Here is a 13,502-nt window from a genome sequence, read left to right on the forward strand (position 1 = left end):
CCCACAAGAGCACGGTGCCGCCCGCCGGTGAAGGCGCGCGTCCGCAGACGTGTCACCGGCACACCGTCACGGCCTCCGCCTGTGCGCGCGACCAATTCCCCGGCGCCCTAGAGGGCGCCCGAAGGCACTCCCCGGTTCGGGGAGGCGGTCCAGGGGAGGTTGATCCAGACCGTCTTGCCGCCCTCGTCGGTCGGGGTGACGGAGAGCCGGCCACCCGCCTCCGCCGCCAGGAAGCGGATGATGACCATTCCCCGCCCGTTGTCCTGCTGCACCGCCGCCGGGAGTCGCCGGGGCCAGCGGGGATGGCTGTCGGTGACGCCGATGCGCAGCTGCTCCTCGCGCTCCAGCCGGACGTCCACGGTGAACGTGGGTGACTGTCCGAACGTGTGCTGGACGGCGTTGGTGGCCAGTTCGGAGACGATCAGCCGGACCGTGTCGGCGGTGTCGCCGGCCTCGGCGAGCCCCCAGCCGGTCAGGACCTCGGCGACGTATCTCCGGGCGGCGGACACCGAGGCGGGATCGCTCGGCAGAGTGACGGATGCTTCCTGGTGGTCTGCCATGGCGACGCTGTCCCTTTCCCACCGGGCCGGGCCCGGACTGCACTACGCGTCAGGGTGCCACCGATCGTGTCGCCCCGTGCGGCGATCCACCGAGATATGTGCGTATTTGTCGCTCGAAGCGGTGAACTCTGCTACGAGAGACCGTATTTGGGCCGGGATCAGGGGGTCTGCGGCGCGGTGCGGACGATCGTCTCCACCGCGCGGTCGATCTGCGCGCCGGTCAGGTCCGCCCGGGCCGTCAGCCGCAGCCGCGAGATGCCGTCCGGGACGGACGGGGGCCTGAAGCAGCCCACCGCGAGTCCCTGTTCGCGACAGTCGGCCGCCCACCGCAACGCGGCCTCGGGCGAGGGCGCCCGCACCGAGACGACGGCCGCGTCCGGGCGTGCGGCGGTCAGTCCGGCCTCGGTGAGCATCCGGTGCAGCGTGGTGGCGACCGTACGCGCCCGCTCCGCGAGGCCGGGCTCGCCGTGGATCAGTCGCAGGCTCGCGAGGGCGGCGCCGGTGGCGGCCGGGGCGAGCCCGGTGTCGAAGATGAACGTCCGGGCCGCGTTGACCAGGTGCTCGACGACGCGGGCCGGTCCGAGCACGGCACCGCCCTGGCTGCCCAGCGACTTGGAGAGGGTGAGGGTGGCGACGACGTCCTCGTCGCCCGCGAGACCCGCGGCGTGCAGGGCGCCCCTGCCGCCGTCGCCGAGGACCCCCAGGCCGTGGGCGTCGTCCACGACGAGCGCGGCGCCGTACGCCCGGCAGGCCCCCGCGAGCTCGGTGAGCGGCGCCTTGTCGCCGTCCACGGAGAAGACGGAGTCGGTGACGACGAGGGCCCGACGGCCCTCGTGGGCGCGCAGGGTCTTGCGTACCGCCTCGGGGTCGGTGTGCGGGACCACGGCGGTCTCGGCGCGCGAGAGCCGGCAGCCGTCGACGATGGAGGCGTGGTTGCCGGCGTCCGAGACGATCAGCGAGTCCCGGCCGCTCAGCGCGGTGAGCGCGGCGAGGTTGGCGGTGTAGCCGGAGGAGAAGACGAGGGCCGCCTCGAAGCCGCAGAACTCGGCGAGTTCGCGCTCCAGCCGGGCGTGCAGCCGGGTGGTGCCGGTGACGAGGCGCGATCCGGTGGCGCCGGCGCCCCAGCGCCGTGCCGCCTCGGCCGCCGCCTCCGTGATCTCCGGCCGGCGGGTCAGTCCGAGGTAGTCGTTGCTCGCCAGGTCGAGCAGGTCCGATTCGGCGGCGCGGGGCCTGAGCGTACGGACGAGCCCCGCCCGCTCGCGCCGGCGTGCCTCGGCGTCGGTCCAGTCGAAGGCCGTCCGGCTCGTGTCCTCGTCCCGGTGCATGGGGCAGATCCTTTTGTAGGCAGCGCACAGACCCTAACCTTCCGTGGCCGAGGTCAGGGTGTGGCCATGCACACACCTCAAACGGGCTCGTTTGTTCAGTTCCTCCTTGGCCACAAGGTGTGCCGTAGGCCAGGATCAGCCCTTATGGACCTGCTGAACACGCTGGTGGACAAGGGGCTGCGGCGCGAGCTGCCGAGCCGCGAAGAAGCGCTCGCCGTACTGGCGACCTCCGACGACGAACTGCTCGATGTGGTGGCCGCGGCCGGCAAGGTGCGCCGCCAGTGGTTCGGGCGTCGGGTGAAGCTGAACTACCTGGTGAATCTGAAGTCCGGGCTGTGCCCGGAGGACTGCTCGTACTGTTCCCAGCGGCTCGGCTCCACGGCCGGGATCCTGAAGTACACCTGGCTGAAGCCGGACGAGGCGTCCCAGGCGGCCGCCGCCGGTGTCGCGGGCGGTGCGAAGCGGGTCTGCCTGGTGGCGAGCGGGCGGGGCCCGACCGACCGGGACGTGGAGCGCGTCGGCAAGACCATCGAGGCGATCAAGGAGCAGAACGAGGGCGTCGAGGTCTGCGCGTGCCTCGGCCTGCTCTCCGACGGCCAGGCCGAGCGCCTGCGCGAGGCGGGTGCGGACGCGTACAACCACAACCTGAACACGTCCGAGGGGACGTACGGCGAGATCACGACCACCCACACCTATCAGGACCGGGTGGACACCGTGCAGAAGGCGCACGGCGCCGGGCTGTCGGCCTGCTCCGGTCTGATCGCGGGCATGGGCGAGAAGGACGAGGACCTGGTCGACGTCGTCTACGCGCTGCGCGAGCTGGGCTCGGACTCGGTGCCGGTGAACTTCCTCATCCCGTTCGAGGGCACCCCGCTCGCGAAGGAGTGGAACCTCACCCCGCAGCGCTGCCTCCGGATCCTGGCGATGGTGCGGTTCGTCTGCCCGGACGTCGAGGTCCGGATCGCGGGCGGGCGCGAGGTGCATCTGCGGTCGATGCAGCCGCTGGCGCTGCACGTCGCGAACTCGATCTTCCTCGGCGACTACCTGACCAGCGAGGGCCAGGCCGGCCAGGCGGACCTGGACATGATCGCGGACGCGGGCTTCGAGGTGGAGGGCGCGGGCACGCAGACGCTGCCCCAGCACCGGGCGGACGCGCTGGCGGCGGCGCGCGCCGGGGCCGGTGGCGGTTGCGGTTCGCACGCGGAGGCGGGCGGCGGCTGTGGTTCGCACGCGGAAGCCGGTGGCGGCTGCGGTGCGCAGGCGGAGGCCGGCGGCGGCTGCGGGCCGTGCGGGGGCCATGCGCCGCGGACCGAGGCCCCGCGGTCGGAGGCGGCGGAGGCGGAGGCCGCCGAGGTCCCGGGGGCCCGTACCGACCTGGTGGCGGTGCGCCGCCGCGGCGCCGGAACGGACCTCGCGCCGAATGCGTAACGAGGAACTGCTGGCCCTGGACCGGGCGCACGTCTGGCATCCGTACGGGCCCATGCCGGGCCGTACGGACCCGCTGGTGGTCGAATCCGCGTCCGGGGTGCGGCTCAGGCCTGCGGAGCCGGTCCACGGGCAGGTCGAGTTGATCGACGGCATGTCCTCCTGGTGGTCCGCGATCCACGGGTACAACCACCCGGTGCTCAACGACGCGGTGCGCGGCCAGCTGGACCGGATGAGCCATGTCATGTTCGGTGGGCTGACCCATGAGCCGGCCGTCCGGCTCGCCGCCCGTCTGGTCGAGATCACGCCCGCGCCCCTTCAGCACGTCTTCCTGAGCGACTCGGGCTCGGTCGCCGTCGAGGTCGCGGCGAAGATGTGCCTCCAGTACTGGCGCTCGCTGGGCCGGCCCGGCAAGCAGCGGCTGATGACCTGGCGCGGCGGCTACCACGGCGACACCTGGCAGCCGATGTCCGTGTGCGACCCGCAGGGCGGGATGCACGAGCTGTGGGCGGGCGTGCTCCAGCGCCAGCTCTTCGTGGACGCGCCGCCCGCCGCGTACGCGGAGTCGTACGCCGAGCTGCTGCGCGAGACGATCGGGCGGCACGCCGAGGAGCTGGCCGCGGTGATCGTGGAGCCGGTGGTGCAGGGCGCGGGCGGGATGCGGTTCCACTCGCCCGACTATCTGCGGGTCCTGCGGGAGGCGTGCGACGAGCACGGCGTCCTGCTGATCTTCGACGAGATCGCGACCGGCTTCGGCCGTACGGGCGCGCTCTTCGCCGCGGACCATGCCGGGGTCTCCCCCGATGTCATGTGTCTGGGCAAGGCGCTGACCGGCGGCTACCTCTCGATGGCGGCGACGCTGTGCTCGACGCGGGTCGCCGAGGGGATCTCCCGGGGCGAGGTCCCGGTACTCGCCCACGGGCCGACGTTCATGGGCAATCCGCTGGCCTCCGCGGTGGCCTGTGCCTCGATCGATCTGCTCCTGTCCCAGGACTGGGGCGTGGAGGTCAAGCGCATCGAGGCGGGCCTCCGGGAGGGCCTCGCCCCGGCCGCCGCGCTGCCGGGGGTGCGGGAGGTGCGCGTGCTGGGCGCCATCGGCGTCGTACAGCTCGACCACGAGGTCGACATGGCGGCGGCGACGGAGGCGGCGGTCCGGGCGGGCGTGTGGCTGCGTCCTTTCCGCGATCTGATCTACACGATGCCGCCGTTCGTGACCGGCGACGAGGACCTCACCCGCATCTGCTCGGCGGTCCGCGCCGCCGCGGCGGCGGGCTGAGCGGGCGAGGAAAGGACTCACACCATGGGCGGTCCCACCATGAACGTCATCGTCGTCAGCGGTACGGGCACGGAGATCGGGAAGACGATCGTGACGGCCGCCGTGGCCGCCGTGGCCACGGCGCGGGGGCGGTCGGTCGCCGTCCTCAAGCCGGCGCAGACCGGACTCGCGCCGGGTGAGCAGGGTGACGCGGACGAGGTCGTACGGCTCTCCGGAGCGCGGACGTCGGTCGAACTGGGGCGCTTTCCGGAGCCGTTGGCGCCTGCCACGGCCGCCCGGCGGGCCGGGGCGACGCCGGTCGGGCCGCGGGAGGTCGCCGAGGCGGCCGCGAAACTCGCCGCCGAGTACGACTTGGTCCTCGTGGAGGGCGCGGGCGGTCTCCTCGTCCGGTTCGACGAGGACGGCGGCACGCTCGCGGACGCGGCACGGCTCCTCGGCGCCCCGGTCCTGGTGGTCACGCCGGCCGGGCTCGGCACGCTCAACGCGACCGCGCTGACGGCCGAGGCCCTCGCGGCGCGCGGCATCGAGCAGCTGGGCGTCGTGGTCGGCAGCTGGCCGGCCGCGCCGGACCTGGCGGCCCGCTGCAATCTGGTCGATCTGCCGGAGGCGGCGGGGGCGCCGCTGCTCGGGGCCGTGCCGGAGGGGGCGGGCGGTCTGGATCCCGTCGCGTTCCGGGCGCGTGCGGGCGAGTGGCTGGCGCCCGCGCTGGGCGGCGTCTGGGACGCCGAGGGGTTCGCCGCTCGCGCCCGGCCCTGACCTCCGTACGCTGGATCCATGCACGCACACGTTTCAGAGATCGTCTTCGACTGTGCCGATCCGGCGGATCTGGTGCGGTTCTGGGCCGGGCTCCTCGGCGGGGCTCCGGTCGACCGGAGCCCCGCCTGGTCGTACGTCGAGCCGCCCGGGTTCGTGCGGATCGCGTTCCAGCGGGTGCCCGAGGGCAAGACCGTGAAGAACCGGCTCCATCTGGATGTGCACGCGGACGACATCGGCGCGGCCGCCGACGAGGCGACCACGCTCGGCGCGTCCCGCGTCGGCGGCGTCGTCAGCGACCCGCAGGGGTCCTTCCAGGTGATGCGTGACCCGGAGGGCAACGAGTTCTGCTTCGTGTCGGGCTGAGAAGGGCGATACGCGGGCAGAATCCTCCCGTCCGTCCATCGTCCATCCGTCCGCGCCACCCAGCGTCGGAGGAGGTCCGCGATGTCACCGCGTTCCACCGGGGTCCCCAGGGACGCCGTTCACCACCCGCTCTTCGCCCGCTTCTACGCGCGGTTCAGCGTCTCCGCCGATACGAAGGGCGGTATCGGCGCCCTCCGTACGGAGCTGCTGACCGGTCTGTCCGGCCGTGTGATCGAGATCGGCGCGGGGAACGGGCTGAACTTCGCGCACTATCCCGGCGCCGTGTCCGAGGTCGTGGCCATCGAACCGGAGCGCCATCTGCGCCAGTTGGCGGTCCAGGCCGCGTTGCGGGCCGATGTGCCGGTGGACGTGGCGCCGGGCGCGGCGGAGGCTCTGCCGGTGAAGAGCGAGGCTTTCGACGCGGCGGTGGTCTCCCTCGTGCTCTGCACGGTACAGGATGTGCCCCGGGCCCTCGCGGAGCTGCACCGGGTACTGCGTCCGGGTGGCGAACTGCGCTTCTTCGAGCACGGTTCGGCCCCCTCGCCCGGGATGGCCAGGGCCCAGCGCGCCCTGGACCGCACGGTCTGGCCGCTGCTGTTCGGTGGCTGTCACACCGCGCGCGATCCGCTGGCGGCGATCGAGGCGGCGGGGTTCGAGCCGGTCGCGTACCGCAGGTTCACCGTCCCTGAGCAGGGGCCCCGACTGCCCTCCTCCTACTGCGTGTTGGGCACGGCGCGGCGGGTCTGAGAACCGCCGGTCAGCGGCTCCACTGACGGAGCTCGGCGGCGATGGCACGGACGTCCGCCTCGCCCTTCTTGACCAGGCGGGCGAGGTCGCGGACCTGTTCGGGCGAGGTGACGACCTTCAGACCGCTGGCGACGAGGTAGCCGTAGGCGACGGCCGAGGCGAACATCGCGTTGGAGTGCTCCAGGGCCGGGACGTGCAGGAGGAGTTGGAGCAGGGCGGCCGCGCGGGCGTGCGGGTCGCTGTAGACGGGCACGCCGAAGATCTCGGCGTCGTGCCGGCCGACCGCGGCGACGAGCGCGCCCCAGTCGGTGACCTGAGGGTCGCCGGGCATGCGGTGTTCGGCGACCATGAGCAGCCAGGCGATGTCGACCGTGAGGCTCATGCGGTGCGGCCACGCTCCGTGCCGAACTCCTCCGCGAACACGGCCTCGTACTCCTTCATGAAGTCGGCGGCCGCCTCGACGAAGGCACGCCCCGACTCCCCCGCGTCCTGCTGGACGAGTTCCTCGATGTAGCGGTTGACGCTCATTCCGCGCTGATGCGCCCGCCGACGGGCGGTGTCGGCGGTCGTTTCGTCCACCCGTACGTTCAACTGAGTCTTCGCCACACGACCACGCTAGCGCCGGCGCGCTAGCACGGGCAAGGGGAGCTGCCCCCGCACCGCGCCGGTGGGCCGCTCCGGTGGGCCGCTCCGGCGGGCCGCTCCGGCGGGCCGCTCCGGCGGGCCGCTCCGGCGGGCCGCTCCGGCGGGCCGCTCCGGCGGGCAGGCCGCCTCGGGCGCGCCGCCGACCGGGCAGGTTTTTTCGTCCCACGCGCTACGGACGGGCGGAGGAGCAGGAGGGGCACAGCCCTCGGTAGAGGACCTCGACCTCCGACACCTCGAAGCCGAACCGCTCCTCCGCGGGAAGGTCGGCCAGCGGATCGCCGGTGGGGTGGACGTCACGGATGGTGCCGCAGCCGGCGCAGACGAGGTGCTGGTGGGGCTGGTGCGCGTTGGGGTCGTAGCGCTTCGCGCGGCCTTCGGTGGAGACCTCGACCACCTCCCCGAGCGAGACCAGCTCGCCCAGGGTGTTGTAGACGGTCGCCCGGGAGATCTCGGGCAGCAGCCGCACGGCGCGGACGTGCACCTCGTCGGCCGTGAGGTGCACGTGGTCGCCGTCGAGGACCTCCGCGACGACCCGCCGCTGGGAGGTCATACGCCAGCCGCGCCCTCGCAGTCGCTCCAGCAGGTCACTCATATCGGCTCACCTATTCGGCTTCGACTTCGGCTTCGACGGAACACACGGCCTCCAGGGGTGGACGCTCGGGTTTCCGACGGGTATGGAATTGGCGCTCTTCTTGACTTGGACTCTGTCCATCGTAGGATCGCTTCCGGCAATAGCCAAGGGACAACATGACTCCGGGCACGGGTGGCGCTACGCCCGCCGGGGCTTCCCGAGGCAAGCTCCGCGATCCGCCCCGTCCGGAAGGATTTCCATGCCCGAGAACCATGATGCGATCGTCACCGACGCGAAAACCGAGGGAACGGGCGGCTGCCCGGTCGCGCACACCGCGCGCGCCGCGCACCCGACCCAGGGCGGCGGGAACCGCCAGTGGTGGCCGGAGCGGCTCAATCTGAAGATCCTTGCCAAGAACCCCGCCGTGGCCAACCCGCTCGGCGAGGAGTTCGACTACGCCGAGGCGTTCAACGCCCTCGACCTCGCGGCCGTGAAGCGGGACATCGCCGAGGTCCTCACCACCTCGCAGGACTGGTGGCCGGCCGACTTCGGTCACTACGGCCCGCTCATGGTCCGCATGGCCTGGCACAGCGCCGGTACGTACCGCATCAGCGACGGCCGCGGCGGGGCCGGCGCCGGCCAGCAGCGCTTCGCGCCGCTGAACAGCTGGCCCGACAACGGCAACCTGGACAAGGCCCGCCGCCTGCTGTGGCCGGTCAAGAAGAAGTACGGCCAGTCCATCTCCTGGGCCGACCTCATGATCCTCACCGGCAACGTGGCCCTGGAGACGATGGGCTTCAAGACCTTCGGCTTCGCCGGCGGCCGCGCGGACGTGTGGGAGCCCGACGAGGACGTGTACTGGGGCCCCGAGACGACCTGGCTCGGTGACGAGCGCTACACCGGCGACCGCGAGCTGGAGAACCCGCTCGGCGCGGTCCAGATGGGCCTCATCTACGTCAACCCCGAGGGCCCCAACGGCAACCCGGACCCGCTCGCCGCGGCCCGCGACATCCGCGAGACGTTCCGCCGCATGGCGATGAACGACGAGGAGACCGTCGCTCTCATCGCCGGTGGCCACACCTTCGGCAAGACCCACGGCGCCGGCCCGGCGGACAACGTCGGCGCCGACCCCGAGGCCGCGCCGATCGAGGCGCAGGGCCTGGGCTGGGCGAACTCGTACGGCACCGGCAAGGGCGCCGACGCGATCACCAGTGGTCTCGAGGTCACCTGGACCACGACGCCCGCCCAGTGGGGTCACGACTTCTTCAAGCACCTGTTCGAGTACGAGTACGAGCTCACGAAGAGCCCGGCCGGCGCTCACCAGTGGGTGGCGAAGGACGCCGAGGCGATCATCCCCGACGCCCACGACCCGTCGAAGAAGCACCGTCCGATGATGCTCACCACGGACCTGTCGCTGCGCTTCGACCCGGTCTACGAGCAGATCTCGCGTCGCTTCTACGAGAACCCGGAGGAGTTCGCGGACGCCTTCGCCCGCGCCTGGTTCAAGCTGACCCACCGCGACATGGGCCCGGTCGTGCGCTACCTCGGCCCCGAGGTCCCGTCCGAGACGCTGGTGTGGCAGGACCCGCTGCCGGCGCGCGAGGGCGAGCTGATCGACGCCGCGGACATCGCCTCCCTCAAGGAGCGGATCCTCGCCTCCGACCTCACCGTCACGCAGCTCGTCTCCGCGGCCTGGGCCGCCGCCGCCTCCTTCCGCGGCAGCGACAAGCGTGGCGGCGCCAACGGCGGCCGTATCCGCCTGGAGCCGCAGCGCAACTGGGAGGTCAACAACCCGGACGAGCTGGCGCAGGTGCTGCGCACCCTCGAGGGCATCCAGGAGTCCTTCAACGCCGCGGGCGCCAAGAAGGTCTCGCTGGCCGACCTGGTCGTGCTCGCCGGCTCCGCCGCCGTCGAGCAGGCGGCCAAGGACGCCGGCCACGAGGTCGAGGTGCCGTTCACGCCCGGCCGTGTCGACGCCACGCAGGAGCAGACGGACGTCGAGTCGTTCGCCGCGCTCGAGCCGTCCTCCGACGGCTTCCGGAACTACGTCGGCAAGGGCAACCGTCTGCCGGCCGAGTACCTGCTGCTCGACAGGGCGAACCTGCTCACCCTCAGCGCGCCGGAGATGACCGTCCTCGTCGGCGGTCTGCGCGTCCTCGGCGCCAACCACGCCCAGTCGAAGCACGGCGTCCTCACGGACAGGCCCGGCACCCTGACGAACGACTTCTTCGTCAACCTGCTCGACCTGGGTACGGAGTGGAAGGCGACGTCCTCGGCGCAGGACGAGTTCGAGGGCCGCGACGCGGCCACCGGCGAGGTGCGGTGGACCGGCACCCGCGCCGACCTGGTCTTCGGCTCGAACTCCGAGCTGCGCGCGCTCGCGGAGGTCTACGCGAGCGACGACGCGAAGGAGAAGTTCGTGACGGACTTCGTCGCGGCCTGGCACAAGGTCATGGAGCTGGACCGCTTCGACCTCGCGGGTTCCTGACGGTCACGGCCCCCGGGGCCTGATCGCGACGCCCGGACCGACCCCCCGCGGGTCGGCCCGGGCGTCCGCGCGTCAGGGACCCCCCATGCGTCGCGCGTCGTCGGACCGGTCGGGCGTCGGGGCCGCTCACGCGCGCCGGGCCGGTCGTGTGCCCGGGCCGGTCCTCGGACGCCGGGCCGCTCGTGTGCAGGGCCGGTCGTGTCAAGGCCCGAGCGTGAACAGGGCCGGTCGTGCGTCGGGGCCGTTCGGGCGCCGGACCGACCATATGGCGATACGCGGTCGACGGTCGGCCGGGGCCGGTGGTGGGATCGGACCATGACCGAACCGCGCATCCGGGCCGCCGAGCCGGCCGACCTCGACGCCGTCCTCGCCTTCTGGAGAGTGGCCGCGGAGGGCACCAGCATCAGCGACGACCGTGACGGCATCGAGCGGCTCGTCGCACGCGACCCCGAGGCCCTGATCCTCGCGGAGCGCGGCGGCGAGCTCGCCGGCACGGTGATCGCCGGGTTCGACGGCTGGCGCTGCCACCTCTACCGGCTCGCCGTCCATCCCGACCACCGCCGCCGGGGCGTGGGCGGCGCACTGCTCGCGGCGGCCGAGGAACGGTTCGTACGGCTCGGCGGCCGGCGGGTGGACGCCATGGTGCTGAACGACAACGAACTCGGGCAGCACGCCTGGCGCGCGGCGGAGTACGGCCCCCAGCGGCACTGGACCCGTTGGGTGAAGCCGCTGACGGCGGCCCCCCGGGACTGACCACTTCCCCGTTTTGCCCATCCTTTACCATGAGTGTTTCCATCCCGCACGACCGAAAGGTGTGAGCGTCCGCCCATGGGCGAGCCTCCCAGTACCAAGCGAGCGATCCCTCTCCCCGTGACTGATCATGGGACGGAGGTGAACCGATGACCGAAGTGCTTCTGCTCATGGTGGCGCTGCTGCTCTCGCTCGCATGTGGCGCCTTCGTCGCGGCCGAGTTCTCGCTCACGACCGTCGAGCGGTCCGAACTCGAACGGGCCGTCGAGCGGGGTGAGCGGGGTGCTGCGAGCGCGCTCAAGGCCGTCAGATCGCTCACCTTCCAGCTCTCCGGCGCGCAGCTCGGCATCACGGTCACCAACCTGATCGTCGGCATGCTCTCCGAGCCCTCGATCGCCAAGCTGATCCGCGGTCCGGTCGAGGACCTCGGCCTCTCCCCCACGGTCGCCTCCTCGGTGGCCCTGGTCATCGGCACCGCCCTGTCGACCGTCGTCCTGATGGTCGTCGGCGAGCTGGTCCCGAAGAACTGGGCGATCTCCTCGCCGCTGGCCATCGCCAAGCGGGTGGCCACGCCGCAGCGGATCTTCACCGCCGCCTTCAGGCCGCTGATCAGCCATCTCAACAACACCGCGAACCGGATCCTGCGCCGGCTCGGCATGGAGCCGACCGAGGAGCTGGCCTCGGCCCGCTCCCCGCAGGAACTGGTGGCGCTGGCCCGCCACTCCGCCAAGGCGGGCGCTCTGGAGGCGGACACCGCGGAGCTGTTCGTCCGGACGCTGAACCTCGCGGAGCTGACCGCGGAGAACGTGATGACCCCGCGCGTGCAGGTGACCGCCCTGGAGGTGCAGGCCACCGCCGAGGACGTCGCCAACGCGACCCGCGCGACCGGCCTGTCCCGCTTCCCCGTCTACCGGGGCAGCCTCGACTCGGTGGTCGGGATCGCCCACATCAAGGACGTCCTGGCGATACCGGCCGACGAGCGGCCCCGCCGGCGCATCGGGGACATGCTGCGCGAGCCGCTGCTGGTCCCCGAGACCCTGACCGTGGACCGGCTCCTCGACCGGCTGTCGGGCAAGCAGACGATGGCGGTCGTCATCGACGAGTACGGCGGTACGGCCGGCGTCGCGACGCTGGAGGACATCGTCGAGGAGGTCGTCGGCGAGGTGCGCGACGAGCACGATCCGCACGAGACGCCCGACCTGGCGCGGGCGGGCGCGGACGCGGACGGGCGTGAGCTCTGGTCCGCCGACGGCGCCGCGCGCACGGACCAGCTGGAGGCGATCGGCCTGCGGGTGCCGGACGGACCGTACGAGACGCTGGCGGGTGTCCTCGCCACGGCGCTGGGGCGGATCCCCGCCGTCGGCGACAGCGTGGAGCTGGCCGGCTGGGAGCTCGACGTGGTGGACGCCTCCGGGCGCCGGGCCGCGCGGGTGCTGATGCACGCGCCGCCGGCCGATGGCTTCCAGGAGACCGGGGAGACGGGCCGATGATCGCGATCCAGTTGTTGATCGGCCTTCTCACCCTGGTCGTGAACGCCTTCTTCGTCGGCGCCGAGTTCGCCCTGATCTCCGTGCGCCGCAGCCAGATCGAACCGGCGGCGGAGCGGGGGGACCGGCGGGCGCGCAGCGTCATGTGGGGTCTGGAGCACGTCTCCGCGCTCCTCGCCGCGGCGCAGCTCGGCATCACGCTGTGCACCCTGGTGCTGGGCATCGTCGCCGAGCCGGCCATCGCGCATCTGCTCGAACCGGTCTTCGACGCCATCGGCGTGCCGCACGGACTGGTGCACCCGATCTCGTTCGTGATCGCGCTCTCCCTGGCGACCTATCTGCACATGCTGCTCGGCGAGATGGTCCCGAAGAACATCGCGCTGGCCGAGCCGACGCGCTCCGCGCTGCTCCTCGGCCCGCCGCTGGTGGCGATCGCGCGGGCCCTGCGCCCGGTGATCTTCGCGATCAACGCCTTCGCCAACGCGCTGCTGAAGCTGTTGCGGGTGGAGGTGAAGGACGAGGTCTCGGCGACGTTCTCGGACGACGAGCTGGCCAGGATGGTGACCGACGCGGGCGTCGCCGGTCTGCTCGACGACCGGGCGGCGGAGCGCCTGCACGACGCCCTCGAACTCGGCCGCCGCCCGGTGCGGGACGTGGTCATGCCGGTGGAGAGGGTCGTGTACGCGGCCGTCGGGACGACACCGGAGGAGCTGGAGGCGCTGGCCGCCGAATCCGGCTTCTCCCGCTTCCCGGTGGTCGACGCGAGCCGCCGGATCCTGGGCTACATGCACGTCAAGGACGCCTTGGACGCCACCCCGCGCGACCTTCCCTTCCCGGTCACGGCCATGCGGCCGATCGCCCGGGTCAGGGCGGCCACGCCGATGGACGACGTGCTGACGGCGATGCGCCGCAGCCGTACGCACCTGGCGGCCGTGCTGGACGACGACGGCAAGCTGGCCGGCCTGGTCACCATGGAGGACGTCCTGCGGGAGCTCGTCGGGCGACCGGCAGCTTCCTGACGGTGACCGGTCCGGAGCCCCGGGGGGGGACGGGGTGGGGCCGGGGGTCCGGCGGATGTACCCAAAAATGTCGGCCGGTGTTGTCAGTGG

14 protein-coding genes are annotated in these 13,502 nt (G+C 72.4%); 9 read left to right on the plus strand and 5 right to left on the minus strand.

The window, feature by feature from the left end:
• Positions 1 to 107: 107 nt before the first annotated feature.
• Positions 108 to 560: an ATP-binding protein gene (locus ACZ4VW_RS10435; RefSeq protein ID WP_467960578.1), complete on the minus strand. Its 453-nt coding sequence runs from the start codon at positions 558 to 560 to the stop codon at positions 108 to 110.
• A 158-nt stretch (positions 561 to 718) separates the two neighbouring features.
• Positions 719 to 1,885, minus strand: coding sequence for an 8-amino-7-oxononanoate synthase (locus ACZ4VW_RS10440; protein ID WP_467960580.1), 1,167 nt, complete (start codon positions 1,883 to 1,885; stop codon positions 719 to 721).
• Positions 1,886 to 2,029: 144 nt separating this feature from the next.
• On the opposite strand from ACZ4VW_RS10440, the gene bioB reads away from it, so the two are divergent.
• The 5 genes from bioB to ACZ4VW_RS10465 all read left to right on the plus strand — a co-directional run bounded on the left by bioB (position 2,030) and on the right by ACZ4VW_RS10465 (position 6,452).
• A complete protein-coding gene (gene bioB / locus ACZ4VW_RS10445) occupies positions 2,030 to 3,313 on the plus strand; it encodes a biotin synthase BioB (RefSeq protein WP_467960582.1) in 1,284 nt (427 codons plus the stop codon).
• Positions 3,306 to 4,586 carry an adenosylmethionine--8-amino-7-oxononanoate transaminase gene (locus tag ACZ4VW_RS10450; protein WP_467960584.1) on the plus strand — a complete coding sequence of 427 codons (1,281 nt, stop codon included), beginning with the start codon at positions 3,306 to 3,308 and terminating at the stop codon, positions 4,584 to 4,586. Before bioB ends, ACZ4VW_RS10450 begins: the two co-directional genes overlap by 8 nt.
• Positions 4,587 to 4,625: 39 nt before the next feature.
• The gene (gene bioD, locus ACZ4VW_RS10455) at positions 4,626 to 5,342 is read left to right on the plus strand and encodes a dethiobiotin synthase (protein WP_467960820.1); all 717 of its coding nucleotides are present in this window, start codon (positions 4,626 to 4,628) and stop codon (positions 5,340 to 5,342) included.
• 18 nt (positions 5,343 to 5,360) lie between these two features.
• The gene (locus ACZ4VW_RS10460) at positions 5,361 to 5,705 is read left to right on the plus strand and encodes a VOC family protein (protein WP_467960586.1); all 345 of its coding nucleotides are present in this window, start codon (positions 5,361 to 5,363) and stop codon (positions 5,703 to 5,705) included.
• 81 nt (positions 5,706 to 5,786) lie between these two features.
• The gene (locus ACZ4VW_RS10465; RefSeq protein WP_467960588.1) at positions 5,787 to 6,452 is read left to right on the plus strand and encodes a class I SAM-dependent methyltransferase; all 666 of its coding nucleotides are present in this window, start codon (positions 5,787 to 5,789) and stop codon (positions 6,450 to 6,452) included.
• A 10-nt stretch (positions 6,453 to 6,462) separates the two neighbouring features.
• Here ACZ4VW_RS10465 and ACZ4VW_RS10470 read toward each other — a convergent pair whose 3' ends face one another.
• The 3 genes from ACZ4VW_RS10470 to ACZ4VW_RS10480 all read right to left on the minus strand — a co-directional run bounded on the left by ACZ4VW_RS10470 (position 6,463) and on the right by ACZ4VW_RS10480 (position 7,689).
• A complete protein-coding gene (locus ACZ4VW_RS10470) occupies positions 6,463 to 6,834 on the minus strand; it encodes a fic family toxin-antitoxin system, toxin component (RefSeq protein ID WP_467960590.1) in 372 nt (123 codons plus the stop codon).
• On the minus strand, positions 6,831 to 7,058 hold the full coding sequence (locus tag ACZ4VW_RS10475) for an antitoxin (protein WP_467960591.1): 228 nt from the start codon (positions 7,056 to 7,058) through the stop codon (positions 6,831 to 6,833). Before ACZ4VW_RS10475 ends, ACZ4VW_RS10470 begins: the two co-directional genes overlap by 4 nt.
• Before the next feature lie 208 nt (positions 7,059 to 7,266).
• Positions 7,267 to 7,689 carry a Fur family transcriptional regulator gene (locus ACZ4VW_RS10480; RefSeq protein ID WP_467960593.1) on the minus strand — a complete coding sequence of 141 codons (423 nt, stop codon included), beginning with the start codon at positions 7,687 to 7,689 and terminating at the stop codon, positions 7,267 to 7,269.
• 238 nt (positions 7,690 to 7,927) lie between these two features.
• On the opposite strand from ACZ4VW_RS10480, the gene katG reads away from it, so the two are divergent.
• From katG to ACZ4VW_RS10500, 4 genes are all read left to right on the plus strand, one after another.
• Positions 7,928 to 10,156: a catalase/peroxidase HPI gene (gene katG / locus ACZ4VW_RS10485; protein WP_467960596.1), complete on the plus strand. Its 2,229-nt coding sequence runs from the start codon at positions 7,928 to 7,930 to the stop codon at positions 10,154 to 10,156.
• 198 nt (positions 10,157 to 10,354) lie between these two features.
• A complete protein-coding gene (locus ACZ4VW_RS10490; protein WP_467960597.1) occupies positions 10,355 to 10,909 on the plus strand; it encodes a GNAT family N-acetyltransferase in 555 nt (184 codons plus the stop codon).
• Positions 10,910 to 11,055: 146 nt separating this feature from the next.
• Positions 11,056 to 12,396, plus strand: coding sequence for a hemolysin family protein (locus ACZ4VW_RS10495; RefSeq protein WP_467960599.1), 1,341 nt, complete (start codon positions 11,056 to 11,058; stop codon positions 12,394 to 12,396).
• The gene (locus ACZ4VW_RS10500; RefSeq protein WP_467960601.1) at positions 12,393 to 13,412 is read left to right on the plus strand and encodes a hemolysin family protein; all 1,020 of its coding nucleotides are present in this window, start codon (positions 12,393 to 12,395) and stop codon (positions 13,410 to 13,412) included. Before ACZ4VW_RS10495 ends, ACZ4VW_RS10500 begins: the two co-directional genes overlap by 4 nt.
• Positions 13,413 to 13,502 lie beyond the last annotated feature (90 nt).

The sequence above is a fragment of the Streptomyces sp. NPDC029139 genome (genome assembly GCF_055564335.1).

Bases quoted from the DNA above. Each gene is read 5' to 3' on its own strand.
- ACZ4VW_RS10435 (WP_467960578.1), bottom strand. From the start codon at position 560: ATGGCAGACCACCAGGAAGCATCCGTCACTCTGCCGAGCGATCCCGCC.
- ACZ4VW_RS10440 (WP_467960580.1), bottom strand. From the start codon at position 1,885: ATGCACCGGGACGAGGACACGAGCCGGACGGCCTTCGACTGGACCGAC.
- bioB (WP_467960582.1), top strand. From the start codon at position 2,030: ATGGACCTGCTGAACACGCTGGTGGACAAGGGGCTGCGGCGCGAGCTG.
- ACZ4VW_RS10450 (WP_467960584.1), top strand. From the start codon at position 3,306: ATGCGTAACGAGGAACTGCTGGCCCTGGACCGGGCGCACGTCTGGCAT.
- bioD (WP_467960820.1), top strand. From the start codon at position 4,626: ATGAACGTCATCGTCGTCAGCGGTACGGGCACGGAGATCGGGAAGACG.
- ACZ4VW_RS10460 (WP_467960586.1), top strand. From the start codon at position 5,361: ATGCACGCACACGTTTCAGAGATCGTCTTCGACTGTGCCGATCCGGCG.
- ACZ4VW_RS10465 (WP_467960588.1), top strand. From the start codon at position 5,787: ATGTCACCGCGTTCCACCGGGGTCCCCAGGGACGCCGTTCACCACCCG.
- ACZ4VW_RS10470 (WP_467960590.1), bottom strand. From the start codon at position 6,834: ATGAGCCTCACGGTCGACATCGCCTGGCTGCTCATGGTCGCCGAACAC.
- ACZ4VW_RS10480 (WP_467960593.1), bottom strand. From the start codon at position 7,689: ATGAGTGACCTGCTGGAGCGACTGCGAGGGCGCGGCTGGCGTATGACC.
- katG (WP_467960596.1), top strand. From the start codon at position 7,928: ATGCCCGAGAACCATGATGCGATCGTCACCGACGCGAAAACCGAGGGA.
- ACZ4VW_RS10495 (WP_467960599.1), top strand. From the start codon at position 11,056: ATGACCGAAGTGCTTCTGCTCATGGTGGCGCTGCTGCTCTCGCTCGCA.
- ACZ4VW_RS10500 (WP_467960601.1), top strand. From the start codon at position 12,393: ATGATCGCGATCCAGTTGTTGATCGGCCTTCTCACCCTGGTCGTGAAC.